The following is a 26,296-nucleotide window of genomic DNA, read 5'->3' on the forward strand; positions in this document are numbered from 1 at the left end:
TCGCAGCTCTTGAACTCCAACGCCCCACGTCATCATCGCGGCTTCACCCTGCTTGAGATGCTTGTGGTGATGGTCATCATTGGACTCCTTGCTGGTTTGGTCGGTCCCCGCATCTTCGGCAAAGTGGATTCCAGCAAGGTGCAAACAGCACAAGTGCAGATCAAAATGATCGAGAGCGCCCTTCAAATCATGCGTCTGGATGTGGGGACTCTTCCCGATGGAGAGGCTGCACTGCAATGGCTAGTCCGTGAGCCGGAGGATCCGGCCGTGCGCGCGACCTGGAAGGGTCCTTACCTAGACGGACAGATTCCCGTGGACCCGTGGAACAACCCCTACAAGATTGTTGCGCCCGGCCCTAACGGGAAACCTTTCGCAGTGATTTCCTATGGCGCTGACGGGCGAACGGGCGGCGAGGGGCTGAATGCAGACATCATGGCAAAGTAAGCAACCCTTCTGCGCCAACTGCCCAGCCTCTTTCGCAGGATATCTTCGCGCAGGTGCCAGAGGCTTCACGCTGATTGAAATGATGGCGGTACTGGTTTTGATGGGCCTGCTCACCGCCGTCGTACTCCCCAACTTCGAGCGCTGGTTCTCGGGAGCGCAACAACGGGTGGGAGCCAGTGAGCTGGTTATCAGATTACAAAAACTCTATGCCCGCGCGGCATTACTCGGGCTCAATTTCGAACTTAATTCCGGCACAGCGAGTCAGAAGCTCCCGGATGGTCAGCCTGCGTTTGAACTCCCCTCCGGCTGGGCTATTGCAAATGGCCAAAATCTTGCCATCAGCGCCACCGGTTGGTGCATCGCCAGTTCCATTCAATTCCAGTCGGCCACTCATGCTGTCATCCTGGATGTGAAGGCAGAAAATTGCGACGTTTCAGCACGCCCCGTCGGCTCTCAGCAGTGAGACTCCGGGCAGGCACCCTGCACCGCCCCACGCCAAGGCGAGAGGCGGGCATCAGCCTGCTGGAAGTGCTGGCTGCGCTCGTCATTCTCAGTCTGGGGGCATCTGTCGCCTTCACATGGCTTGGACAAAGTGTCAACGCCATGGGCAGACTCAAGAACGAGGAGGCTAGCCTGCTTGCGCAAAACGAGGCGATGGAGTATCTGCGCTCCATTAACCCCGCCGCAACGCCGGCTGGAGAAATGAAAATGTCCGGCTACCGCCTCACCTGGACCAGTACACCGGTTGGCCCCATGACGCGCACCACCACCCCCCTGGGAACGCCTTCCCGCTACGAAGTCTCGTTGCATGAGCTTGATGTCAAGCTCGACAAAGTAGAGGCCAAGGATCTTCAACCTTGGGTTCATTTTCAGATGCAGCTCGCGGGGTATAAACAGGTGGCAGGCAGCAGCATGAGCATTTTTGGCGCCTCCGGCACGGGGACTGCTCCGTGAGTGCGCGCCACCAGAGCGGATTGACCCTGATTGAGCTATTGGTCACGGTTGTCATCCTGAGTTTCACTGTCGCCCTGATGTCCGGCGCGTTCAACCAGATTGCCCAGATGCTTCGCATCAGCACGGAGCACAGCAACGGCTTCCTGGATCGATGGAACAGGTCACGCGCACTCTACGACATGGTGGCCAACATGGTCATCGACCCCACACTCGAACGGCCATTCACGGGGCAATACCAGCAAATCGACATGGTTACGTTGGCCTTTCCTGGCGGACCGCCTGGAGTGGCACGACCTGCGCGAGTGCAATTGAAAGTCTCGACCGAACCACGCGGCGGCACGGAACTGCTTTTGATCAACCCAACGGCCGACAGACGCACCTCGCCCCAGCGGCTGGTTCTGCTACCGGGGCGCATGGAGTTTCGATTCGTCGACCACCGCGGAAACGAGCACCGCCAATGGCCCCCGACGGGAATGGCCGAGTCCCGTCCCATGCCCTCCGCCATACTGCTGCATGAACTTGACAGCAAAACTCCGCTCTACCGGTTTGCCGCCTATGACGGCCCCCTTGCACCCAACAACAGCGCTTTGGCACAGACGTTTGGCACAGGCCGCTGATACCACCCATGCTGAAGCAGACCAACAAAGGATTTGCGCTCGCAGCCGTCTTGTGGCTCATGGCGGGGCTGTCCATCGTCGTGGCCTTGGTTGCCGACGCTACCAAGGCCACGGCCGAGCGCGTCGCGCAATTGCGTGAACGCACAAGCTTCGTGCGCAGCGCCCTGACTGGCCGCGCCCGGGCAGAATACTGGCTGTCCGCAGCCCGGCCCAGGACAGCGGACTTCTTCGACGGCGTCAATGCGATCATGGCCGACGATACGCCCTACCAAACGGATGCCAGCAGTACGATCGCCCTTCAGGACAGCGGCGGACTCATTGACCTCAACCGGACCGATAGCTCCCTGCTGACCAATTTTCTGATTGGTTGCGGAGTGCCCGCGGAAAAGGCCTCCTATCTGGTGGATGCATTGGCTGACTATGTAGATACCGATCATCTGCAGCGTTTGAACGGCGCAGAGCGAGACACTTACACGGCACACGGCCTGCCGCCACCGCGCAACAGTCCCTTGCTGTCCGAAGCAGAAGTCTGGGATGTATACGGCTGGAAGCCATACCGCCAGGAGTTCGAGCACAACGGCTGCGATCAAAGCCTGACCGTCCACGGGGAGGCCACAATGCTGGGTGCCAGCCTCAACCTCGCCACGGCGCCGAGTCCAGTTCTCAAGGCAGCAGGGCTGAACGAAGAGCTGATTAAAGATATCGTGACCGCACGCGGCGACCCCGACAAAGTGGCAGAGCGTGTTGTCCAGAACAATGAACTCCTGGGAACCGGTGGACTTTTCGGTGGAGCCGGCGGCAAACAGGTCCAAAAAGTACTCAGGGTTACCCACCGCCACCCCACAGGCCCCTGGAAAATGACCTACACCCTGATTCTGGATCCAGAGAACGACGATCGCCCCTGGAGCATCACTCATCCTGTCATGGGATCGGAACTTCCGGCGGTTGGTAAACTTCCCCCTCTTCCTTGGCCCAACCAAGCCCCCCATTCCCAGCCAAGTGATGCTGCAAGAAACTTACCTCTATAACCCCCATGGAGCCGATGTCTTGCTTCGGCGTGCCATTTCCTCACGTCTGCCGGAAACGCTGAAATCCACGCAATTGGTTGTGCCAAGGCGATTGTGTGCATACCAAAGAATAGACTGTGCTGGGGTGCCACGTACCAAGCTGGCCAGTTACGCTAGATTGCAAGCGCAGGCTCATGCCCCCTTTACCGCGCATGGTTCCTGCGCAGTGCGCCAAGGCAACTGGCTGCATATCTGGACGTGGGATGCAGCCGTAGAGACGGCGTTCAGCAAGAAACACAAAGGGAAGACTCCGGCAAAGGTTCTGCCGCAAAGCCTGTACAGCACGCCCCTGGGCAATGGAGTGCAATGGCTTACAACCCCCGGCCTGCCAGGTGGTGAAGCGCAGCTATGGAAGAGCGCCTTCCTCGTGGACTCCATGTGGTTCGACGCCATTCCGCAGGAAGAAGCATGGGTCGCCCGGCTCGCGCAACACCCCGAGCTGAACTCCATCGGCTGGCCCCAGACCCTTGCGCCCACGGGTGGAACCGCTGCACGGTATGGCCAAAGCCCTTGGGGCCGTAACCTCATCCCCTCCAGAGGCCACCGTACCGCAATCCAGTGGAATCACCTGGCGCCCGCCGGCCTCGTGGCTGCCACCGCGACACTTGCCTGCTGGGGCAGCCTCGTCTTCTTCGAGAAAGAGGCCCACCAACAGGCCATCCACAAAGGGATGGAAATCCAGGAACGCCTGATGGCCGAGCTTGAGCCTGCGCAGCGCGCGCGGCAGCGAAGCACCCAAACACTGCAATGGATAGAGTCTGTGCAAGCCCTGTCGCCGGAGCCCACTACCTATAGTCTTGTTGAGAAACTGGCCGGTATTTTCACCCCCCAGGGACTGGTGGTACGGGAGCTGGAAATCAGCGCGCCCACGATACAGGCTACCCTGGTTTCCACCGCGGGTGATTCTCCCCGCCTCACCGCCGTACTGGGCGCGCTGGAAGCGCACCCATGGTTCTATGACGCACGGTTCGTGGACGTGGCTGGCGGCACGGGCTTCAAATTCGCATGGCGCCTTCGCAGCGACGCTGGCTCCATCGCAGCCGGAAAGGTCCATCCATGACCCCTGTCATGCGCCGGCTCATCTGGCTGGCCCTACTCATAGGCGGGTGCTCAGTCATACTCGACTGGCAGGATGACCTGGACAAACTCCGCCCGGAACACGAACGTCTGGAACGCCTGCGCGCCAGAGAGCAAAGCGCCATCTCCGCAATTGACTGGCAGCATGCCTCGCGAGAAGCGGCCCAAGCCCAGCTCGAATGGCTCAACCGCCTGCCGGAAGTCTCCCAGTTGGGCGTTTTCAGGGCAGAGGCCATGGAGACAATGGCCGATCTCTGCAAGCGACTGGACGCGCCCTGCCAGGTGTCCGCCATGGGAGAAACTTCCGCCCAGCGCCCGTCGCCGGCAGACGGAATGCTTTCGAGCGGGACCGCAAGCCGCGCGGCGGGCAGATCCACGGGTACGGGGACACCCAGCGGGCCTGCGGAGCTCCAGGGGCTGCTCACCACCAGCGTACGTATCGCCACACCGCCCGGCAAACATCTCGTCGCATTGCTGCAGGGGATCGAAGACGGTCCCGTCCTGCGCAAGATCGACCGTTTCACCGTGCGCGGAGGCAGGGCAGAAATCGTCGTAAAGACATACGGTCTAGACCAGCAGGCTGCAACAACCTACAAAAGCGCCGCACTGCGCCAAGCCGAAGGCATGGTGGACCTGCCAGGCGCCTCCGCAGGCAAGGCCTCTCAGTGAAATGACCTTAGCATGAAACTCGGAGCAAACCAGATCCTGGCAGTCCTCGTCATAACCTGCGCCCTTGGCGCGGGTGCCTGGTGGGGTAATCACAGTGCCGGCACGCTGGCGCACCAAGTCACGCCCCCCACCCCTGTCGCCAATGGCGCAACCGGCCCCACGGCAGTCAATGGCCCGCAAACACCCCGTCCGCGTCCCATAGCAGACACTTCCGCCGCCCCACTCCAAGCGGGAAGCACGGGGGCGCCGACCCCGGCGGCCGACACCTCAAAACCGGAGAAAATCATCCCCGGCGGCGCAACGACCGCCACTGTCGTGGAACGCATGTGGGAAACGAATGCCAGCAAGGCCTGGCAGGTACGCCCCATCCCTCTGACTCTCCCCAACTGGTTCATCACAGGCGTGATACAGCGGGGCGAGCAAACACAGATAATCGTGCAATTCGACGGAGACCCCCAGCCGCGCTTTCTGAAGATTGGCGACACGCTGCCCGGAGGTGGCAAATTGTCTTGGGTGAGGCCCAATGCCATCGGTGTGATCACGCCAGACAAAAGAATTGTCGGCGTTTCCATTTGGCCGGAAGACCAGTCCGCATCCAAACAGCCGTCTTCCGGTCCCCAGAAAACCGCGAAGCCACGCCGTTGAAAGACAGCTCCGCTGTCAACGCCGGCCTCCACCCTCGTTTTACGCAAGCATTGTTCATGAAGTCACACATCCGCACCAACCCGCATGTCATAGCATTGGCTTGCCTGGCGTTGACCGCGTGCTCCGTGCCCCCCCCCAAGGCACCCAACCCCATCATTTTTGACAGCATTGCAGACGGCCGCACCTCGGGCACGATCGGTAACCAGCCACAGGCGCAGCCCCGCGCAACCCAAATCAGCGCAGGCCCCAAGCCCCCGCCGCCCATTACCGGCAACCTGCGCCCGACCCAACCGAAGACCCAGCCCAGCGAGGAAGCGGGCGACCTCACCGTGTCCGTCGAACAAATGTCGCTGCCGGCGTTCATCCAGGCGATTTATGGTGGCATTCTGCAATTGAATTACTCCGTGGATGCTGCGGTCAATGCGCGCACGGACCTCATCACCTTCCGCACACCCAAGCCCATCAGCGGCGCCCGGCTGACCGAACTATCCGCACAACTGCTCAAAAGCTACGGCATCGCAGTCCAGGACTTCGGGGGCGTGCTGCGCATCGTGCCCAGCACCAGCATCGCCAGCACCCTGCCCCTGGTGCGGCGGGGGCGTGCCCAGCCCACGGTGCCCCAGCCCCTGCGGCCTATCTTCCAATACATCGAAACCGAGGCGGTGCGCCCCCAAAGCCTTCTCGCGCCGCTGAAGAGCATCCTGGGCGACAAGGTCAAGGTAGAAGCCGACAACTCCGGCGGCCTACTGCTCAGCGGCCAGCCGGACGACGTGCAGATCGCTCTGGAACTGGTGCAGGTCTTCGACCAGCCCATGCTGCGCGGTCAGCACAGCAGCCGCATCGTTCCCAGGTTCTGGAGCGCCGAGGAATTCGTGCGCCGTTTGGGCGAAGTGCTGAAGGCCGAGGGCTACAACGTGGGCAATCAGGGGACGGGCGACCCGGTGACCCTGATCGCACTGCCGCCGGTCAACAGTGTCATCGCGTTTGCCGGCTCGCCACAGGTCCTGAAACACATACTCGACTGGGTGCGCGACCTGGACCAACTAAATGTTGCCCAGGCCGGAAGCGCATTCTTCACCTACCCTGTCAAGCATTCGGATGCGCAAGACCTCGCGAAAGCGCTGAACGAGTTGATCAGCGGTGCCAATGCCACACCATCACAACAAGCCGGGGCCGTGCCTGCCGGCGCCGCGGGAACGACTGCAGCGGCTGCACCGGCCCTTGGCAACCGACAGCAACGGCGAGTAGTAGTCAATGGCGCCACCAATTCGCTTATCTTCCAGGGCGGCAGTCAGGAAGACTACCGCCAGTGGCTGACCCTGCTGTCCGAGCTGGACCGACCGGTCAAGTCGGCGCTGATCGACGTGCTGGTGGCGGAGGTGGCACTGAACGATGACAGCAACCTTGGTTTCAGCTGGAAACTGCAGCAACTCGGATCGGGGGCGCAGGCCGTCAGGCTCAGCGGTACCACCTACGACCTCAATGCCAGCGGCTCGGGGCTTGCGGTCAACGCGCTGCTGGGGGGCAATCCGCTGCGCCAGCTGGCCATCAACGCCCTGGCAAGTAACAGCGATTCGCGCGTGATCTCCAACCCCAAGGTCGTGACCCGCAATGGTGAGGCCGCCAACATCAGCGTGGGGCAAGACGTGCCCACGGTTTCCAGCCAGGCCGTGACCACGGGGAGCGCCATCATAGGCAACAACAGCACCGTGGTACCCCAGACGATCCAATACCGCAACACGGGCGTGCTTCTGCGCGTGCGCCCCGTGATCCATGCCGGCGACCGTATCGACCTAGAGGTCAGCCAGGAAGTGAGCAGCGCCGAAACCACGACCACGGGCGTGACCACCTCGCCCACGATCCGCAAACGCTCGGTCGAAACCAAGCTCAGCCTGCGCGACGGTGCCACCGTAATGCTGGGCGGCCTCATTTCCGAAACCAACACCCAGAGCGACAGCGGCGTTCCGCTACTCAAGGACATTCCGGTCCTGGGCTCCCTGTTCAAGTCTGCGACCAAGTCGCGCACGCGCACGGAACTGGTCATGCTGATCACCCCCTACGTGCTGAACGACGTCGAAGACGCGCAGGCGGCCACCGACTCCTACCAGGACACCCTGGGCGCCTGGGCGGACAGTGTGCGCCAGCGGGTCAAGGCCAGCCGCGACGCACGCATCGCCGCGAACCAGCGCAAGGCCGGCATGGAAGCCGCCAGCGAAGCGGCTCGTGGACAAAAGACCGCAGCCCAGCCTGCACCCGCCACACCAGTCCCACCTACCGGGCCAACCGCCGTAACGCCTACGGCAGACGCACCAGCCAGCCCTGCCGACGCGCCACAGGAAGCGCCTGCCGACGACATGGATACCAGCTCCGTCGCGCCCGAGTCATCCCTTGCACCTGGGGAACGCATGATCAACCTGAGCGACCGGCAGCAAGCCCCCGTGGCCGACAATCCGGCCCCATCCGGCGCCCCCACGGAGGCCAATGCGCCGCAACCGCCCGGTAACGCCCAGCCCGCCAACGCCGCAGCCGGCACGCCCGTGACCGGCAAGCCCGCACCGCGGAACATCGGCGGAACCGCCGTTCCCGCGGGGTCGACCCTCGTGGAAGACCCCAAGCTGATCGAAGAAATCTTGAACGCCACCCGCAGGCGCTGAGGCAGAAGCACGCAGCAGGCGCAGAACTCAAGCGCAAACCCATGCACTATTGGCCCGCACTGGACGGCCTGCGCGCGCTGGCCGTCATCGCGGTCATGCTGTTCCATGCCCAGTGGCCGGGGGCCCAGGGCGGATTCCTGGGGGTGGATGTCTTCTTCGTCCTGAGCGGCTTTCTGATCACCGCCCAATTGAGCCTGGAAATTCAGACCACAGGCCGTATTGCGCTATGGGCGTTTTTCATGCGGCGAGTGGTGCGCCTGCAGCCCGCGCTGCTGCTACTGTTGCTGGCCTATGCCGGCTGCGCGGCCTTGACCAATTGGCTGCCGCCGGCGGTTGCCGGCGTCTGGCCTACGGACGTGGCCGTGGTGGCACTGGCCATGGCCCACTGGGCCAGGGCATGGGAATGGCATGCACCGGATTACCTGGGGCACACGTGGTCCCTGGGCATAGAGGAACAGTTCTACCTGCTGTGGGCCGTGGCCATGGCTATGTTTGCACGCTGGCGCGCAGCCCCGGCCACCGTGGCGGGCTGGGCCCTGGCAGGCACCCTGTGCAGCGCGGCCTGGATGGCGGGCCTCCATCTGGCTGGCGCCACGCCATCGCGCCTGTACAACGGGCTGGACACGCGTGCCATGGCCTTGTTGACGGGCTGCCTGCTGGCACAGGCACTCTTACGCTCGCACCCCGGGCGGATATTCATCCACGCCCAGCCCGCTACCGGTGACCAAAGCCGCCAGGCGGCAGACGGCGTGCGCCACCCGTGGGACGCTTATGCAGCCACGGCACTGCTGCTGGGCTGTATGCATGTGCTGTCGTGGCGGCAGCCGGCGATGTTCCTAGTGGGATACTTCATGGTGGCCCTGCTCACGGCCTGGCTGATACGCTGCCTGGTGCTGGCTCCCCGCCAAGCCTGCGCCGCCCTGCTCTCCTGGCCCCCGCTGGTGCGCATAGGCCAATGGTCCTACGGACTGTATCTGTGGCATTACCCCGTATTCAGAATCGCCGAATACCAGGCCGGCAGGTACGGCGTGACGCTGCCAGCCGCCATGCTCCTGGGCGCGCTGGCCACGGTAACTCTGGCAGCCGCCAGCTATCACCTGCTGGAGTTGCCCCTGCGCCGCGGCTACGCGCGCCGCAGGATGCGAGCACTCTCCGGTGCCATGCCCTCGGCCTGACCACTGCGCACAACACGCCATCCACGCCGCCGTCCTCCTTAGCTGGCGAGACGCCTGCAGGATCTCGACCTGCCTTTGGAGCGGGTTCACTGACCTTCCAATTCTCAGTCAATCCATCGAGTGCGTGAAAGCGAAGCCACCAACGCATCAAAGTCACAAGTGATTGAGCAATGGAATAACAACACCCACGCTGCGCAGGCAAATCTGCAGGAAGCACCGCCCCTTCATAGAGAGACCTGTGTCGTGGCAGTTCTTGGAACCCGCCTGCGCACAAATCCCAGATTCCGACTGATTCATCCCCATCACTGCGTGCCCGCAGCATCCAGAAAGCGCGTTAGCAAACTCTCGACCCGCGAGGCACATACCGGATTCACATGCGATGTTGAAGGGGACCTGCCTATGCGGCCCCCTGGTGCAGTGCAGAATGAAAAAAGGGAGCCGAAGCTCCCTTTTTGCATCACAGCTAAAAACTGCGAATTAACGGCTCAGACCGTTGATAGCGTCTTGCGACACAGGCTGTGCGTCGATAGCAGTCGTCGGTACGCGGTTGTTGGTCGTAGATTCGAAATCGACGCCTTGCGCGTTGGAAGTGTCGATCACAGAGTTGCCAACCACCATGTAGCTCTGCACACGCAGCGTGGTACCAGAATTGGACACGATACGCAGACGGTCGCTCATGCCAGCCTTGATGTTACCGACCACTGCGCTGCCACCCGTGGAAGCGTACTGGGTTGCACCATTGCCGAAGGGGTTGGTCGCAGCGGCAGCGTTGACCAGCAGAGCTTCGATCTGCTTGTTGGTCAGGTTCACCACTTCACGCGGCTTCAGGTCGGCCAGCTTACCCCATGCACCGTACGTGCCGTCTGCATAGATGATCTGTGCAAACACGTCGGCTGCCTGGGTTTCGCTGTTGTTGATCAAACGCACGGTCGTGGAAGCGCCGGTGTCACCAAATTTAGCGTACGTGGCGTAGTTACGCACGTCGATCTTGATGCCGCCACCCACGCCGGCCAGATCGGCAGCGCAAACATTGTTCTGCTCGCGCAGATCACCAGCGGTATTCTTGTTCAGCGAAGCGGTCACGTTGAATTGAGCGTTCTGGGGGATCTGGCCCACGCCGTTGACCACGTAGTACAGCTTGGCACCCGCGCCCGTCGTAGCAGCAACGATATCCGCAGCCGACGTCAGCGTGATGGTAGCCACGCCATTCGCGTCAAACGCAGTCACAGTGCCTGGGATCGCCGCGTCACCCGCAGTCAACAGCGCCACGGTGGAGCCAGGAGCCACCCCTGCGGCACCCAGAGGCGAAGCCACGCGGATCACGAGCGGACCGGGAGCAGCAGCCGCAGCAACGGTTTCAATCACACCAGTGTTCAAGATACCAGCGGAGCCAACAGCGAAGTCAGCAGCCAAGAAGTCACCGGCGGCACCGCTTGCCAGGCCATACTGATTGGTGTAATTCAGATCCAGACCCGCTGCGACCTTGCTCAGATCAATGGCGGTAGCGATACGATGCAGACGAGTGGCAGGAACACCCAACGTAGCTACTGCAGCAGCATAGTCAGCAGTTTCTGCGGCCGTGCGCACGAACAGGGTGCGCAGATTCGCAGCATCCACTTGCGACTGCACGCCGCTGGTGAAATTGAAACGCAGGTTTTGCGTGAAGTTCAGGTAGCGACCCACGTTGGAAGCGGCCGGACGCAGATGCTCGGAGTCAGAAACGACACCAGTCATCAGGTCGCGATTACCGTTGTGCGTGGTGTAGTGCTTGAACTCGATGTCGGTGGAGGTCGAGGGAGCGACGCAAGCGGTTTGGCCAGCCACAGCTGCCACGTTGGTCACACCAACGTTCGCCGGAGTGGCGGCGCCAGCGAAGTCGCTGCCGTTGATCGTGAACACGGCGTTATTGATCAGGTTCGTTGCGCTTTGCGGAATCGTGATGTTGAAAACCAGAGTCTGCGCGTCAGCCAAGAAAGCTTGAACTTGGAAGCCTGTCAAAGCGCCAATGGCAACACCGTTCCAGCCAATAGCTGCGTTGGCGCCGTCAGTACCGCTCACGCGCAGCAGCGTCTGCGCTGCAGGCAAAGACACCAGAGTCTGACCATCGGCACCAAAGTTCACGTCGCCACCAGCAGCCTGCCCCAGTGCCCATTGCAGAGTGGTTCCGCTCAGCTTCCACTGCAGTTGCAGACGCTGTTCGTTGTTACGAGCGTCCACGGCACCGGCGAAGGTGTAGGACTTGCTGGGCGCGCGCACCACTTGGGTGTTTGCATAAATCACTTCGGTGGCCAGCGTGGTGGACGACGCGTCGATCTGCCCGGCGTGAGCCGAGCCGGCGACGACAGCCAAGGCACTGGCGACAGCAAAAGCCACTTTGGTAAGTTTCATGAAAAAACCTCTAAAAAAAGTTGGAACTAGTTCAGCTTTCGGGTTCTTGCCAAAGCACTCCCCAGCTAGCCTGAAACCCGGAAGACATTTGGCAGACATCTGGGAGATGCGTAGCGAAGTGTCGTTCGGCCAGCCATTATAGGAAGACTTATGGCGGTGCCAGGGGCATCTTTTTGCAGGACTCACCTCAAACAACAAGGACATTGTTACTTTTACGCCACGCTTTGGCATGCGGGCCAGCCGCTGGCCCAGATTGCCCAGGGGGTGCGCAACACACCCCCATCTGCCAACCATGCACACTTTTGATAACATGTACCGGCTGAGGTCTACGAGCACCTAACTGACGTGCCAACGGCTGTTTTTAGAGCCGGGGCGATGAGGGGTGGCACAGAGTGAGCCCAGCGCTGGGCTCCTATAAAAGCTGGGATGCACCCACTTAAGGATTCAGCACATTCGGGAATTCGGCGTGGCCGCAGGCACCGGCGGCCCATCGCGCGCCAAGCCCTAGCGCACAGACACCCATACCCCCGCGCCGATGAGAGCGGCCCCGTAAAGCGACTGCAGGCGCAGCGGTTCGCCCAGCCACCAATGCCCCAGCAGCGGCACGAAGACGAAGGCCAGTGCTACGAAGGGATAGGCCACGTTCAAGGGGGTCTTGCGCAAAACGGCCAGCCACAGCACTGTGGCGGCAAAGTACACCACCAGCGCCACGATGAGCCATTTGTTGAGCAACACGGCGCCCACCAAGCCCTTGCCCGCAATATCGAGTCCGCCCGCGGCGAACTTGAAGAGCACCTGCCCCACGGCCAGCATGAACACGGTCCCGATAATGGCGGCCAGTCCTGCGAGGCTCATGGCTGGGCCCTCCCAGCTTGCGGATCCTGCTGCTGTTGCAGCACGCCCCGCTGGCGGCGCACGCTGGCGGTGAGATGCAGCGGCCGGACCGGCACGGAGGCCATGTCCACCGCGAAGAAGGCCAGCAGGAACTGCAGCCCCCCCATTAACAGCGCGGCCGACAGAACCACGGTGCCGGCCGGCGTGGCCACCCCCGCCTGGGCCGAGTGCACCCAGTGATAGCCGCCATATACGCACGCAGCGCCCAGCATGACCAGCCCCAGCGGTAGCGCCAGCGAGGCGATGGACATGTTGCGCAGGTAATGGCTGTAGAACACCCGCTTGACGCCGTTGCGCAGATGTTTGACCAAGAATTCACCGACGATCTTGCGGATGCGCAAGCCGCTCACTTCGTCGGCATAGCGCGCCTGCATGGGTACGTCGAGCACGACCGCACCCACAGTGTTCAGCCTGAAAAGCATGTCGGTTTCAAAAAAGTAGCGCCGGCTGATCTTGTCGAACGGCAACCGGCTGGCCACCGCCGCGTGCAAGGCAGTGTAGCCATTGGTGGGGTCAAAGATCTGCCAGTATCCCGTGGAGATTTTGGACATGAACGACAGCACCGCGTTGCCAAAGATGCGCACGCGCGGCATGGCACGAACGTCTTCCAAGTCGAAGAAGCGGTTGCCCTTGGTGTAGTCGGCCTCCCCATGGAGAATGGGCAGGGTGAAGTCGTCCATCAAGGCGGGGTCCATCTGACCATCGCCGTCGATTTTGACCAGCACGTCCATGCCGTCCGCGATGGCTTGGGCATAGCCGGCCATGACCGCCCCACCCACCCCCAGGTTGACCGGATTGAAAAGGACGCGCACCCGAGGATCAGTGCAATGCTGCTGCACATAACGGCCCGAGCCATCTGGGCAACTGTCATCCACCACGTAGATGGCATCTGCATGGGGGCCAATGGCCGCGATCACGCCCAGAATGTGGCGGGTTACCTTGTAGCTGGGGATGATGACGGCGATGCGTGCTGACGCACGCGCGTCACTGCTCGGTGATGTCTGGTTTGACGGCATAAAGGTATCCCGGGCCAGAGGCGAGAAGAAGATCAAAGTAACGGGCGTATTCGGCCGGATCGAAGTCGAACTCCCCGCGGTGCACCAGCAGCAGCGCCACGCCACGCTCGCGCATGCTTTGGCTTACCTCTGACGCGGGCCGCATGTACCAGCGATGGTTGCGAAAGTACGTGAAGGCTGGAAAGCGCGCCTTGCCAAACCAATCGCCCATGAATTGCCCATGGTAGTAGAAGGCGGCATTCTCAAACCCGATGTTCAGCAGACGCGTGCCATATTGCGGCGCCATGGCATTGGCTTTGCTGGCGAGCACATGGGCAGGCTGAGAGGCCAATTGCGCCTGAAACGGCGGCGCTGCAAACCATTGGGTCAGCAACATCCCCCCTGGTATGGCAAGAGCCACCCAGGCCGCAACAGACCCCAGGGCGCGCTTCAGTGCTTGCGGCATGTCGGTGCCCAACTCGGTGGCGCGCCACACGCGGTTCAACGTTGCCACGGCGAGAAGACAGGCAACCGGGAGCACCAGCACCAGATACCGGCTGACCTGCGTCACATAAAACCAAAAGAGGCAGTACATGACCAGCACGGCCCACAGCAGCACCATGGCCCGCGGCAAGACGCGCAAGAACAAAACTGAAGCAAGGCCCAGCCAGACTATTCGCGCCTTCGCATGAGCGAAGGCATCGAAAAAGCGGGTCCACGTCTTTTCCAGACCATGCCGGCCTTGTTCCATGTATTGGCTGATCAGGTCTTCGGCGTTCCAGAGGTGATAGCCGAAGATCGCCCCGCCCGCAGGGTGAATGGGGTCTCCGCTGAACCAATAGCTGCGCAGGTACCAGCCCCCGGCGATGGCAGCGCACACCGCGCCAAACCATAGCGCGGGGCGCAGCCTGCGCGCCAGCACCAGGATAGCCAAGCCCAGCATGGCGGCAAACACTAGTCCCGCGAATTTGATGCCACCTGCCACGCCCGCAAAGACTGCGGCCAGCAGCAGCCACCGCTTGTCCCCAACGTCCCCCCGCTCGTACCAGACAGCGGCGGCCAGCAGGGCCGCCAGACAGAACATTGCCAGTCCGTAGTCCACATAGGCAAAGCCCAGGGTTTCCAGTACCGGCTGGGTTGTGGCATAGGCCAGCGACGCAAATACACCCCACACCGCAGAGCCCAGCATCCATTGAGCGCAGCCCATCAGCCCTATGAGGGTGACGAACACCGGCAGCGTAGCCAGCATCTGCGCCAGCACCGGGCCAGACAGTTGCAGCCCTGCCGCCATGAGCAGTTGCATGTTGGCCGGGAAATAGGGGAAGCGCAGATATTCATCCACCGCCAGGCCATGGTGCCGCATGAACAAGCGCGCCATCGGCAGGTGGTAGGAGGCGTCATCCCAATAGCCGGGGGCATGGCTGGCCTTGAGCATCAACAGACAAAACGCGGCGGCTAGCAGCAAACTTTCTTGCCAGCGTCGACGCTGCCCCTTCGACTTGGCGCATGACATACCCCACCCCCGTCTGGCGCACCATATGTATCCGGCCATGGCTGCCGCAGCCCACGTCAGCGCAACGGTGGCCGGCACCATGATGTGCGCCACCGCCAAAACAGCCAGCAAACCGATCCCTGCCCCCCACCCCAGGGCCTGCGCAAAAAAAAGCTGCAGCAGGGGGGGAATGCGCAATGGCGTCCCCTCCCGCTCCCGTGTGTTGCCCACTCCCATGCCGTACAGGGCCATGCCCATGCCCTGGGCCGCCACGATGGCTGTGCAGGCATACAGGAATGCAAGAAAGTAGGATGGGTTCATGTCAAAAACAGGTGCAGCCGTAGGCCATACAAGATGGCGCAGGCTGAGTGAGCGCGGTTGCGGCGGGGCCGCGCAGAATTGTCGTGCACCCGATTCTGCCTGCGCGGTTCAGCCGCGCGCTTCACCCAGGGCCTCACTCTCGAAGGCCTGTACTTTGGCGGCCAGTTGCGCTTCGGCGCGTGCAATCAGCTCGCTGTAATGGCTGTTTTGCACCCCCCATAACGAGGAATGCAATTCTTCGTGGTGCCCCACCAGGAAAGGCAAGGTGGTGATGACGCGCAAATGTCCGCAATTTTGCAGGTGCCTGTCAATGGTGTTGGTGTGCGGGTCGACGTTGGCGGGATTCCACTGCGCCAGCATCTGCAGCGCAGCAGGAGCGTAAATGTTGTGCACCATGCTGATCATTCGGTCCAGGGTGACGAATACCATGTCGTCGCGGCGTTCAACCCGCAATATCCTGGTGTCCGGATGCACGATGGCGATGAGGCCTGCAAATACGTCCCACTGGCCTTCGCGTTCGGCCAGGTGGGCATCCACCAGGCTCCTGCGACGCGAGTAATCAGGAGGAAATAGGACGTCGTCCTCCATCAACTCCAGTCGTGGCCACCCGGCCTGTAACGCTTTCTGTCCCAGATATTTGTAGCTGAGGGCGCAGCCGATCCATCCAGGAGTTTGCCGGATTCCATCGAACACCTCCACGCCTGCGGGCCTTGCCTGCAGGAAGGCCGAACGCCGTATCGGCGTCTCGGGCAAGCTGAGCGCCAACTGGCGTCCACTCAAGGCCATGGGCTGGGTGAGGCGCTCCCAGGCGCCGTGGTCCATGATGCGCAGCGCATAGAGCGCCCGGTACAACATAAAAAGGAAATGCTGCTCGCTGGCTTCGACTGCCTGGGCTATCGCCGCTTGACGCAGCGCGAACTGCTCGGCGTTGCCGGTCTGGTCGAGGATCTCTGCGATTGCGCTCATCATGGCCCGCGTATCGCCCACGGGGAAAAAATGCACGGCATCAGCCAAGCGTGCATGCTCTTCCATGTCGGCGCTGCTTTCCGACACCACAGGAACCCCGAGCGACAGACATTCATAGATACGCGTGGTTTCCAGCAGCGCCCCTTCATAGTAGTGCAGATTGACCACCACGCGTGCGCTGGCGACGGCCCTGCGCAGAGCCGGCCCGAAGAGATCGCCTTCCACCCGCAGGTTGAAGCGTTCCCGCAGGGCCTGCAGCATGGCCTTTCGGCGCGGCGCGTTCACATCGCCATAGAACAGAACGTCACAAGGCTCGTCGCAGCCCGGCATTTGTTGTCCATGGGCAGCAAGGTAGCCTCCATAGTCAGACAGGCCACCAATCGGAACGAGATAAGTGTGGGGATAGGCTATGCCTTTGCCTTCCAGGAAGGCGAGGTTCGTCTGCGCGTAGTCGAGGACAGCGAGCGAGTTTTCAAGCAATTTCAGGTATTCGGGCGTGAACCAGCGCGAACTCACCGATTGCTCCATCTGAAATGCAATGCGTTTTTCGCCGGGCGGGAGATGCGTGAACATCTGCGGGCAGATGACCACATAGGTGTCCAGCGGAAACTGCGTGGGAGGCTGATCGCATATCTCGACATGCATGTCCGCTTTTTCCAGCGCATTTGCAATGAGGTGTGCAACGAACATCGTGTGCGGTGTTGCCATGACGCCCACCCGCCGCACGGCGCCTTCGCCTGAGGCCGCCGCACGGCTGCGTATCGCCTCCTGGCGCAAAACCCTGGCTCGCGCAATTGCCCCCTGCAAATCGCCGCGCATGGCATAGCGCATGGCATTGCGCACGCGGCGGGTCCAAGCCACAGCGCGCGTGCCTCCCAGCCTGCGCGCCAAACGCCCGGCTGCCCGCAGGCCCGCAGTGGCTCGCCAACTGCGTGAGCCATACACCTGCTGGAGAGTTTGCTGCGCCGCCGTGAGTTGCTGGTGGGTGGCGGCCTGTTGAGCGTTGAGCTGCTCTATGGTTTCTCGCGCCCGCTCCAGCCGGCATTGCTGATCCAGAACGGTCTGGTCTTGCTGCTCGATGTGTTGCGCCGCCTGCTCCAGCCGACGTTGCTGGTCCAGAACGGTCTGGTCTTGCTGCTCGATGTGTTGCGCCGCCTGCTCCAGCCGGCGCTGCAGATCCAGGATGGTCTGGTCTTGCTGTTCGATCCACTGATGCCGCAGTTCACCCGCCTGGGTCAGCGCCACTTCACGTTCATGGGCATCACGCAAGGTGGTTTCAAGCGAAAGGATCTCCACCTGGCGCTCAAAACGCCCTCCCAGCGCAGCAAAAAAATGCCGGATTTCGTCCTGCCCTGCAAGGTTCTCGCACATCGCCAGCAACTCGGGCGGCTGCTGCGCCCCCACCAGCAACACACCCAGTCCATTGCTGTGGGCGAATTCGAACGAGGGGTAGCGTGGCGCAATCTCCGCCCACAATTGGTGCACGCCAAAGTCGTCCCGGTAAACGGCTGTGTCATGAAACAGCACAACGCCCCGGGAGGACATCTTGGGCAACCATGTCTCGAAGTCGTGCCGCACTGCCTCGTAGGTATGCAGGCCGTCAATGTGCAGCAGATCCACGCTGCCATCGGCAAAGCGCGGCAGCGCATCGTCGAATGTCATGCGCAAAAGCGAGGAAAACTCCGAATACTGAGGGTCATGGGCTTTCCTCAAACCTTCATAGATGCTGTTGTCATACACGCCGGCGTGAGCATCTCCTTCCCATGTATCCACGGCGAACGCGCGCGTGGCCAGTTGGTGGTGCCGTATGGATTGGCAGAACGCCAGATAAGAGATACCCGAGTACGCGCCCAACTCGACAAAGGTCTGCGGCTGCAACACTGGGATCAGCCAGAACGCAAACGGTATATGCCCCGCCCAGGGAGCCGGGGCGCAGAGATGGCGGGGCTCCATGAAGGAAGCCGGATTCATGAAATTCATCTAAAGGTTCTGTGCGAATGCTGGTTAAACAAGCTTTGCCGTTTCCAGTGAAATGCGGGTCATCGGTATGCCCACCAAGCCAGCGGCGACGCTGGTGGATTCGGAGCGGAAGGTGATCGCGTCGAATATCCATTGGTGCTGGACATGCTCGTGCTGCGTGCCTTCGGCGATGGCGATCGTGATGCTGTAATCGCCGACAGGTAGCCGCGGCATCTGGAACTCGAACCTGGCACGTAGAAGGTCGCCCGCAGGACAGGCTGGCGGCTGTTGTTCATAGGTCAGGAACGTGTTGTCACCAAACAGGGCCTGCCCCAAACGATCTTTGACGACGAATCCAATAATGGGCCGCAGGAGATCCTGCAGCGCCTGCGCCTCGACCTCAAGCGCCACGTATTCCCCCCCGACGGCCCACGCAAGGGGACGTCCCTGTTCATCGCAAAGGTCCACGCGCAACACCCGGCTTCCACCAAGGCCGAATGAGGGAGCGTCAGGAGAAAAAGTGAAGAGCTGCAAGTCGTTTCGCAGATTGCTGGCATTCAGGTAGGGCAGGCGCTGATCCATGCGCGAGCGGCGGTTCTGCGCGGGCACCTCGGGCAAACCTTCCAATGCGCCAGGAGCAGCCCCACGATCCTCGCCCGACGCATATTGCGTCTGCTGGGCCTCGTAATAGGCCTGCAGATAGTGCTCGCATATATCTTTGGGAGCGCCCGTTTCACGAATAGCGCCAGAATCCAGCCAGATAACATGGCTGCACAAGCCTTTGACGGCGGCGGTGTCGTGACTGACAAAAAGAACCGTACCATGCCGCATAAAGTTGCGCAGGAATCGCATGCATTTCTGGGTAAAAAATGCATCGCCCACGGCCAGCGCTTCGTCAATGATCAGAATATCTGCGTCAACGTGCGCAATGACGGCGAAGGCAAGCCGCACCATCATTCCGCTGGAATATGTTTTGACAGGCTGGTCGATAAATTCACCGATATCGGCGAATGCCTCGATTTCGGCAAACCGCTGCCGCGTTTTCTCCTCACTTTGACCCAGCACACTGGCATTGAAAAAAACGTTTTCCCGCCCGGTGAACTCAGGATTGAAGCCAGACCCAAGTTCCAGCAGCGCGGCTACACGCCCCTGCACTTCGATGCTTCCATGGGTTGGATGTAAGGTGCCGCAGATCATCTGCAGCAAGGTGGATTTACCTGATCCGTTCCGACCGATAATGCCTACCGTCTGACCCTTGCGAACATCAAAGGATACATTTCGGAGCGCCAAAAATTCGCGGAAATAATTATCTCCCCGCAATCCCAGCGCGCGATACAGGCGCGGTATTATGAATTGCTTGAGACGCTGAGCGGGTGTGGCGTATATCTGGAAGCATTTATGCAGATCCTTCACGCGGATGGCAACATCCGATAATGAATGCACTTCATAAGACATCAGCAAATCCCTTACGCGTTTTTTGAAACCAGGCAAAACCCATCCACGCGATACCCAGCGACATGAGGTAAAACAACGCGAGGGTTGACCAATTGGGGACGTTCCCCCATACCAGCACTGCGCGAACCTGCTCTATGAAGAACGAAAGTGGATTCAATTGCATCCAGGGCTGAATCATGGGCGGCAATGCATGCACCGGGAAAAAAACCGGTGAAAGAAAAAGCAGAACCGTCGTGGCAAAAACGACTAGCTGCCCAACATCACGGACAAAAACACCCACGGAGGCCAGCCCCCAGGCGCAGCCCAGCGTCAGCATCAATAACGGGAATGCCACCAGCGGCAAAAGCAGCGCCGTCGCGGGCACCGCCCCATTGACGATCCATTGCGCCCCTAGCAGCACAAGCACGCTGATGAATGCATGAAACGCAGCAGCCACCAGCTGGACTACGGGGAGTATTTCCAAGGGAAATACCACTTTCTTGACGTAATTGACATTCCCCAAAACCAATTGGGGTGCGCGATTGAGCACTTCCGCGAACAGGCCATGAACGATCAAGCCTGCAAATAAAACCACGGCAAACTGACCACGGCTCTCCTGCGCTTCACCCCAGCGCGCCTGGAACACAACCGAAAACACGAATGTGTAGATGCCCAGCATAAGGATGGGATTGAGCACGGACCATAGCAGGCCAATGACTGATCCTTGATAGCGGCCCACGATTTCCCGGTATCCCATGCGCCCGATCAATTGCCGATTGTTCCAGAGGGAACACACCAGACTGCGAAGAGAGGCCGAAGGCTCTGCATGAGGGTTCATATATCGTAGACCTCCGCGTCGGCAAGGGCACTGCCAGCCAAATCCTTGACAGAGAGCTGGATCGCTGTCGTCCCCAGGGATGGCCATCCGATGGCAAGAGTCTTATCGTCCCAGGCGATGCAACGCTCATGCTGGGGTGCGTAGTAGTCCGTGGTTTTGTAGAGGAAATCGGCCGTCTCGCTGAGCACGACGAAGCCATGCGCGAAGCCCGGCGGCACCCAAAGCTGGTGTTGGTTGTCTTCGCTCAGTTCAGCACCCACCCACTGGCCGAAAGTGGGTGAGGTTTTGCGGATGTCCACCGCCACGTCCCATACCGCGCCGCGCACCACGCGCACCAGCTTGCCCTGGGGCTTCTGGATCTGGTAATGGAGACCGCGTAGCACGCCGCGGCAGCTGCGGCTGTGGTTGTCCTGCACGAACTGGTAGCTGGTGCCGGTGGCCTCGTCAAAGGCCCTCTGGTTAAAGCTCTCGAAGAAGAAACCTCGTGTGTCGCCAAAGACTTTGGGCTCGATCAGCACGACATCGGGAATGGCCAGGCGGGTGGTGCGCATCAGTACACCTTTTCTTTCAGCAGTCGTTGCAGGTATTGGCCATAACCGTTCTTGGAGAGCGGCTTGGCAAGTAGTTCGAGTTGGGCTGCGTCGATCCAGCCCTGGCGCCAGGCGATCTCCTCTGGACAGGCGATCTTCAGGCCCTGGCGCTGTTCCAGCGTGGCAATGAACTGGCCCGCGTCAAGCAAGCTGTCGTGCGTGCCGGTGTCCAGCCAAGCGTAGCCGCGGCCCATGATCTCGACGCTCAATTGGCCTTGCTCCAGGTACAGGCGGTTGAGGTCGGTGATTTCCAGTTCGCCGCGCGGGCTGGGCTGGAGCCCCTTGGCCAGTTCGACCACCTGGCTGTCATAGAAGTACAGGCCCGTGACGGCGTAGCTGGACTTAGGCTTCTGGGGTTTTTCCTCAAGGCTCAGCACTTTGCCGCTGGCATCGAATTCGGCCACGCCATAGCGCTCGGGATCGTGCACGTGGTAGGCAAAGACGCTGGCCCCTTGCGGGCGGGCCATGGCATTGGCCAGCAGTTCGTGGAAGTCGTGGCCGTAGAAGATGTTGTCGCCCAGCACCAGCGCGCTGGGGCTGCCGGCCAGGAAGTCTTCACCGATCAGGAAGGCCTGGGCCAGCCCGTCGGGGCTGGGCTGCACGGCGTATTGCAATTGCAGGCCCCACTGGCTGCCGTCTCCCAGCAGTTGCTCAAAGCGCGGCGTGTCCTGCGGGGTGCTGATGATGAGGATCTCGCGGATGCCCGCCAGCATCAGCGTGCTCAGCGGGTAGTAGATCATGGGCTTGTCATACACCGGCAGCAGTTGCTTGCTGATGGCAAGCGTTGCCGGGTGCAGGCGGGTGCCGGAGCCGCCGGCCAGGATGATGCCCTTGCGCGTGGGTGTCGTCATTGCAATGGGGGGTTCGGTCAGAGGATTTCGGTGAGCATGCGCGCCACGCCCTGCTGCCAAGGCGGCAGCACCAGGCCGAAGGTGGTTTGCAGCCGGGTGGTGTCCAAGCGCGAGTTGTGCGGGCGCCGCGCCGGCGCAGGAAAGGCGCTGGTGGGCACGGGCACCACCTCGGTTGCCTTCAATTCAATAGCTGGTTGCGCTTGCCTGGCATGCTCCAGAACGTATTTCGCATAGGAGTGCCAGTTCGTCTCGCCGCTCGCCACGCAGTGGTACAGGCCGCCGTCCCCGGGGCGGCTTTGCAGATGGCGGACGGCATGTGCCGTCACGTCGGCCAGCAGGTCAGCCCCCGTGGGCGCACCCCACTGGTCGTCGATGACGGTGAGGCGCTCGCGCTCGCTGCCTAAGCGGAGCATGGTCTTGGCAAAGTTGCCGCCGCGTGCGGCATAGACCCAGCTGGTGCGTAGGATGAGGTGGTGGCACCCCGTCTGCTGGATGTGCTGTTCGCCCTCCAGCTTGGTGGCGCCATAGACTGACAGCGGAGCCGGCGCATCGGTTTCCACCCAAGGCCGCGTGCCGCTGCCGTCGAACACGTAGTCGGTGCTGTAGTGAACCAGCCAGGCACCCAGGCGCGCAGCTTCTTCTGCCAGCACGCCGGGCGTGGTGGCATTGAGCAGCCGGGCAATCTCGGGTTCGCTCTCGGCCTTGTCCACGGCAGTGTGGGCGGCGGCGTTGACGATGACGTCAGGCCGCAGGGCGCGCACGGTCTCGCGCACGCCTTCCGGGTTGGCAAAGTCGCCGCAGTGCTCGGTGCTGTCGTGGTCCAGCGCGGTGACCCGGCCCAGCACGGCCAGGCTGCGCTGCAGTTCCCAGCCCACCTGGCCGCTCTTGCCCAGCAAGAGGATGTTCATGCCGCAGCACCTTCGTATTGCTTTTGCACCCACTCGCGGTAGGCACCGCTTTGCACCTGGGCCACCCATTCGGGGTGGTCCAGGTACCACTGCACGGTCTTGCGGATGCCGGTCTCAAAGGTTTCCGCGGGCTTCCAGCCCAGTTCGCGCTCGAGCTTGCGCGCGTCGATGGCGTAGCGCCGGTCGTGGCCAGGGCGGTCGGTCACGTAGGTGATCTGCGTCGTGTAGCTCTGGCCGTCGCTGCGCGGGCGCAACTCGTCCAGCAGGGCGCACACGGTGTTGACGATGTCGATGTTGGGCTTTTCGTTCCAGCCGCCTACGTTGTAGGTCTCGCCCAGCCGGCCCGCCTGCAGCACGCGCCGGATGGCGCTGCAATGGTCCTTGACGTACAGCCAGTCCCGGATCTGCATGCCGTCGCCATACACGGGCAGGCTTTTGCCTGCCAGGGCGTTGACGATCATCAGCGGGATGAGCTTTTCCGGAAAGTGCATCGGGCCGTAGTTGTTGCTGCAGTTGGTGGTGAGTACCGGCAGGCCGTAGGTGTGGTGCCAGGCCCGTACCAGGTGGTCACTGGCCGCCTTGCTGGCGGAGTACGGGCTGTTGGGCTCGTAGTTGTGCTCTTCGGTGAAGGCCGCAGCAGCCGGCGCCAGACTGCCATAGACTTCGTCGGTACTCACGTGCAGGAAGCGGAATGCTTCTTTTTGTGTAGCTGGCAGCGCTTGCCAGTAGTGCCTCACGGCCTCCAAAAGCCTGAAGGTGCCGACGACGTTGGTCTGGATGAAGTCCTCGGGGCCGTGGATGGAGCGGTCTACGTGGGATTCAGCGGCGAAGTTGATCACGGCGCGTGGCTGGTGCTCGGCCAGCAGGCGATCCAGCAGCGCACGGTCACCGATGTCGCCCTGCACGAACACGTGACGGCCATCGCCCTGCAGGCTGTCCAGGTTGTGCAGGTTGCCCGCGTAGGTGAGCTTGTCCAGGTTCACCACCGGCTCGTCACCGACAGCCAGCCAGTCGAGCACAAAGTTGGCGCCAATGAAGCCTGCGCCGCCTGTTACCAGAATCATGGGTGGAAATCCTTCGCCAGAACCGTCTGCAGACCGGACTGCCTGCGGGGACAAAGCCTTGGATTATCCCATCGGCATACACATGCCTGTAACAAACTCCCGTGACGGGATTTAGGGTGCTGCACCTACATGCGCATGCTGGAGGGCGCCCACAATCACCACTCAGGCCAATGCACAAGGAGTCTCCTATGCCCCACGTTCCTCCCGACGACGACATCAACCCCGCGCGCGAATTCCCTCGCATGGCCCGGGAGTCCGCACAGCAAATCTGGCTGGCTGGCCTGGGCGCCTTTGCCAAGGCCCAGGCCGAGGGGGGCAAGGTCTTTGAGGCCCTGGTGCGCGAGGGCATGGCACTGCAGCGCAAAACCCAGGACACCGCCCAGGAGCATTGGGGCGAGGCCGCGCAGCGCATGGGGCAGATGGCCTCGGGACTGGGCGAGCGCGCCGCCGGCCAGTGGGACCGGCTGGAGGGCATCTTCGAGGAGCGCGTGTCCAAAGCCCTGCAGCGCCTCGGCGTACCCACCGCGCAGGAAGTGCAGGCCCTGCACGAGCGCATCGATGCCCTCACGCAGGAATTGCAAGCGTTGCAGGAGCGCCAAGCCGACCGCGATGGCGTGACAACCGCGCCGCCGCCGTCGCGCCCATCCACCCACGAGGGTTGAACGACCCTCCGCATCAACCCGGCTGTGCACCCGCGGGCGACTGGAGTAGATTTCCGGAGCACGACAACGCCCCCGATGGGAGGAGACAGCCCATGGCGAAGAAAGCTCCCCGCCGCACCGCCGAGCGCATCCTGGAGTCCAGCCTGGCGCTGTTCAACCGCTTTGGCGAGCCCAACGTCTCCACCACGGCCATCGCCGCGGACCTGCGCATCAGCGCAGGCAACCTCTATTACCACTACCCTGCCAAGGACGAGATCGTCAACGCGCTCTTCGCGCGCTACGACGAGGCGCTGAGCGGTCTACTGCACGCGGGTGCGGACGTGCAGGACGTGGAGGACGCGTGGTTCTTCATGCACACACTGTTCGAGTTGATCTGGCAGTACCGCTTCTTCTACCGCGACCTGAACAACCTGCTGTCGTGCAACCGCCGGCTGGAAGAGCAATTCCCCGTGCTGCTACAAGCCAAGACCGCCGCCATGCACGATCTGCTGCAGGCACTGCGGCGCCGTGGCGCCTTGCAGATGGAACCGGCGGACGCCATGCAGCCTACCGCGACCAGCATGGTGGTGGTGCTGACCTACTGGCTCAGCTTCGAGTATGTGCGCGCCCCGCGCCAGGCGCTGGAACCCGAGAGCGCGCAGGCTGCGCTGCTGCACGGCGCGCGGCATGTGCTGGGGCTGCTCATGCCCTACCTGGAGCCCACCCAGCGTGCGCACCTGGCGCGGCTGGTCGGGGCCTACGACCAGGCCGCTTAACACCCGCGCTGGCGGGCCTTGTCAGACCGGCAGCTCGGCAAACCGGCGCGCCGCGATCTCCAGCAGGCCGTCAAAGATCAGGTTTTCCACCAACTCGAACGGGCGCGTCATGCTTGGTGCCATCTTCCAGCCCGCGCCACCGGTCATCATGCAGGCGGGTTCCTGCCCGCAGTGCTGCCGCAGGTGCTGGTACATGCGCTCCACCGCACCGGCAATGGCATAGGTGCCGCCGCTGGTCAGCGCATCGCTGGTGTTGGATGGGAACAGGCGCACCTCGCCCGTGGGCACGTGCAGCCCCGCGGTGCCGGACTCCAGCGCGCGCAGCATGATGCCGTGGCCGGGCAGGATCAGGCCGCCCAGGAAGCGCCCCTCCGCGTCCAGGGCCTCCACCGTCACGGCGGTGCCCACCATCACCACGATCAGCGGCCGCGCGGGCCCCTGGGCCAGCAGGCGGTGGCGCGCACCGATCATGGCCACCCAGCGGTCCGCGCCCAGGCGGGTGGGATGGTCGTAGCCGTTGATGACGCCGGCTTCCTGCGCCGACGGCACCACCCAGCGCGCGGGCACGTCCCACAGCTCCATCTGCTCGGCCACGCGGCGCTTGACCGCGTCGCCCGCCACCACGCAACCCAGCATATGCCGGGGCGCAGGCAGGTGGGACCACGGGCCCTCGGCCAGACGTTCGATATGGTCCAGGAATTCAGCGCCATGGGCCAGCAGGCCGGCACCAGGCTGCGCTGCGTCGAACAACGCCCACTTGAGACGGGTGTTGCCCACGTCGATGGCCAGGAAAGTCATGGCACGGATTATCCGTTTTTTGCCTTTGCCTCCCGCAGAGCGCCGCAAATGCACGCGCTGCCGCCGGCGCGGGCGTTTT

Annotated in this window: 24 protein-coding genes; 12 read left to right on the forward strand and 12 right to left on the reverse strand. The window is 62.1% G+C overall.

From position 1 onward, the window contains the following. Window positions 1-9 precede the first annotated feature (9 nt). From gspG to BA022_RS12425, 10 genes are all read left to right on the forward strand, one after another. Complete coding sequence (gene gspG, locus BA022_RS12385) at window positions 10-444, forward strand: type II secretion system major pseudopilin GspG (protein ID WP_335583071.1); 435 nt, start codon at window positions 10-12, stop codon at window positions 442-444. Continuing rightward, window positions 422-907, forward strand: a complete 486-nt coding sequence (locus tag BA022_RS12390; RefSeq protein ID WP_088888612.1) for a prepilin-type N-terminal cleavage/methylation domain-containing protein — start codon at window positions 422-424, stop codon at window positions 905-907. The genes gspG and BA022_RS12390 overlap by 23 nt, the downstream gene beginning before the upstream one ends. 140 nt (window positions 908-1,047) lie before the next feature. Then, window positions 1,048-1,398 carry a hypothetical protein gene (locus tag BA022_RS12395; protein WP_228403598.1) on the forward strand — a complete coding sequence of 117 codons (351 nt, stop codon included), beginning with the start codon at window positions 1,048-1,050 and terminating at the stop codon, window positions 1,396-1,398. A gap of 20 nt (window positions 1,399-1,418) precedes the next feature. Then, window positions 1,419-2,015, forward strand: a complete 597-nt coding sequence (locus BA022_RS12400; RefSeq protein ID WP_187305966.1) for a hypothetical protein — start codon at window positions 1,419-1,421, stop codon at window positions 2,013-2,015. Between the two features lie 8 nt (window positions 2,016-2,023). After that, the gene (locus tag BA022_RS12405) at window positions 2,024-3,043 is read left to right on the forward strand and encodes a type II secretion system minor pseudopilin (protein ID WP_088887677.1); all 1,020 of its coding nucleotides are present in this window, start codon (window positions 2,024-2,026) and stop codon (window positions 3,041-3,043) included. A 205-nt stretch (window positions 3,044-3,248) separates the two neighbouring features. Further along, complete coding sequence (locus tag BA022_RS12410) at window positions 3,249-4,142, forward strand: PilN domain-containing protein (RefSeq protein WP_088887678.1); 894 nt, start codon at window positions 3,249-3,251, stop codon at window positions 4,140-4,142. Continuing rightward, a complete protein-coding gene (locus BA022_RS12415) occupies window positions 4,139-4,828 on the forward strand; it encodes a hypothetical protein (protein ID WP_148665183.1) in 690 nt (229 codons plus the stop codon). The genes BA022_RS12410 and BA022_RS12415 overlap by 4 nt, the downstream gene beginning before the upstream one ends. 12 nt (window positions 4,829-4,840) lie before the next feature. Beyond that, window positions 4,841-5,473, forward strand: a complete 633-nt coding sequence (locus BA022_RS19200; RefSeq protein ID WP_148665184.1) for a hypothetical protein — start codon at window positions 4,841-4,843, stop codon at window positions 5,471-5,473. Window positions 5,474-5,529: 56 nt separating this feature from the next. Further along, entirely contained in the window at window positions 5,530-8,127 is a 2,598-nt protein-coding gene (locus tag BA022_RS12420; protein ID WP_088887680.1) for a type II secretion system protein GspD, read from the forward strand. A gap of 41 nt (window positions 8,128-8,168) precedes the next feature. Next, window positions 8,169-9,302, forward strand: coding sequence for an acyltransferase family protein (locus tag BA022_RS12425; RefSeq protein ID WP_088887681.1), 1,134 nt, complete (start codon window positions 8,169-8,171; stop codon window positions 9,300-9,302). A 477-nt stretch (window positions 9,303-9,779) separates the two neighbouring features. On the opposite strand, the gene BA022_RS12430 is transcribed toward BA022_RS12425, so the two are convergent. The 11 genes from BA022_RS12430 to rfbB all read right to left on the reverse strand — a co-directional run bounded on the left by BA022_RS12430 (window position 9,780) and on the right by rfbB (window position 24,002). Then, window positions 9,780-11,690, reverse strand: a complete 1,911-nt coding sequence (locus BA022_RS12430) for a hypothetical protein (RefSeq protein ID WP_088887682.1) — start codon at window positions 11,688-11,690, stop codon at window positions 9,780-9,782. A gap of 504 nt (window positions 11,691-12,194) precedes the next feature. After that, window positions 12,195-12,545, reverse strand: coding sequence for a DMT family transporter (locus tag BA022_RS12435; RefSeq protein WP_088887683.1), 351 nt, complete (start codon window positions 12,543-12,545; stop codon window positions 12,195-12,197). Then, window positions 12,542-13,600: a glycosyltransferase family 2 protein gene (locus BA022_RS12440; protein ID WP_088887684.1), complete on the reverse strand. Its 1,059-nt coding sequence runs from the start codon at window positions 13,598-13,600 to the stop codon at window positions 12,542-12,544. The genes BA022_RS12435 and BA022_RS12440 overlap by 4 nt, the downstream gene beginning before the upstream one ends. Then, on the reverse strand, window positions 13,569-15,392 hold the full coding sequence (locus tag BA022_RS12445; protein ID WP_088887685.1) for a DUF8201 family protein: 1,824 nt from the start codon (window positions 15,390-15,392) through the stop codon (window positions 13,569-13,571). The genes BA022_RS12440 and BA022_RS12445 overlap by 32 nt, the downstream gene beginning before the upstream one ends. Before the next feature lie 108 nt (window positions 15,393-15,500). Beyond that, window positions 15,501-18,329: a class I SAM-dependent methyltransferase gene (locus BA022_RS19565; RefSeq protein ID WP_187305967.1), complete on the reverse strand. Its 2,829-nt coding sequence runs from the start codon at window positions 18,327-18,329 to the stop codon at window positions 15,501-15,503. Window positions 18,330-18,362: 33 nt separating this feature from the next. Continuing rightward, window positions 18,363-19,772, reverse strand: a complete 1,410-nt coding sequence (locus BA022_RS12455) for an ABC transporter ATP-binding protein (protein ID WP_088887687.1) — start codon at window positions 19,770-19,772, stop codon at window positions 18,363-18,365. After that, on the reverse strand, window positions 19,762-20,589 hold the full coding sequence (locus BA022_RS12460; protein WP_088887688.1) for an ABC transporter permease: 828 nt from the start codon (window positions 20,587-20,589) through the stop codon (window positions 19,762-19,764). The genes BA022_RS12455 and BA022_RS12460 overlap by 11 nt, the downstream gene beginning before the upstream one ends. Continuing rightward, on the reverse strand, window positions 20,586-21,140 hold the full coding sequence (gene rfbC, locus BA022_RS12465) for a dTDP-4-dehydrorhamnose 3,5-epimerase (protein WP_088887689.1): 555 nt from the start codon (window positions 21,138-21,140) through the stop codon (window positions 20,586-20,588). Before rfbC ends, BA022_RS12460 begins: the two co-directional genes overlap by 4 nt. Then, entirely contained in the window at window positions 21,140-22,030 is an 891-nt protein-coding gene (gene rfbA / locus BA022_RS12470) for a glucose-1-phosphate thymidylyltransferase RfbA (protein ID WP_088887690.1), read from the reverse strand. The genes rfbC and rfbA overlap by 1 nt, the downstream gene beginning before the upstream one ends. A 17-nt stretch (window positions 22,031-22,047) precedes the next feature. Then, entirely contained in the window at window positions 22,048-22,938 is an 891-nt protein-coding gene (gene rfbD / locus BA022_RS12475; RefSeq protein ID WP_088887691.1) for a dTDP-4-dehydrorhamnose reductase, read from the reverse strand. Next, the gene (gene rfbB, locus BA022_RS12480; RefSeq protein WP_088887692.1) at window positions 22,935-24,002 is read right to left on the reverse strand and encodes a dTDP-glucose 4,6-dehydratase; all 1,068 of its coding nucleotides are present in this window, start codon (window positions 24,000-24,002) and stop codon (window positions 22,935-22,937) included. Before rfbB ends, rfbD begins: the two co-directional genes overlap by 4 nt. A 188-nt stretch (window positions 24,003-24,190) precedes the next feature. Here rfbB and BA022_RS12485 point away from each other — a divergent pair, with 188 nt between their 5' ends. Further along, entirely contained in the window at window positions 24,191-24,664 is a 474-nt protein-coding gene (locus BA022_RS12485; RefSeq protein WP_088887693.1) for a phasin family protein, read from the forward strand. 92 nt (window positions 24,665-24,756) lie between these two features. Beyond that, the gene (locus BA022_RS12490; RefSeq protein ID WP_088887694.1) at window positions 24,757-25,419 is read left to right on the forward strand and encodes a TetR/AcrR family transcriptional regulator; all 663 of its coding nucleotides are present in this window, start codon (window positions 24,757-24,759) and stop codon (window positions 25,417-25,419) included. Between the two features lie 21 nt (window positions 25,420-25,440). Here BA022_RS12490 and BA022_RS12495 read toward each other — a convergent pair whose 3' ends face one another. Continuing rightward, window positions 25,441-26,217, reverse strand: a complete 777-nt coding sequence (locus BA022_RS12495; RefSeq protein WP_088887695.1) for a type III pantothenate kinase — start codon at window positions 26,215-26,217, stop codon at window positions 25,441-25,443. Window positions 26,218-26,296: the final 79 nt, after the last annotated feature.

Origin of the sequence: Diaphorobacter nitroreducens (genome assembly GCF_002214645.1) — a bacterium.
GTDB lineage: Bacteria > Pseudomonadota > Gammaproteobacteria > Burkholderiales > Burkholderiaceae_C > Diaphorobacter > Diaphorobacter nitroreducens.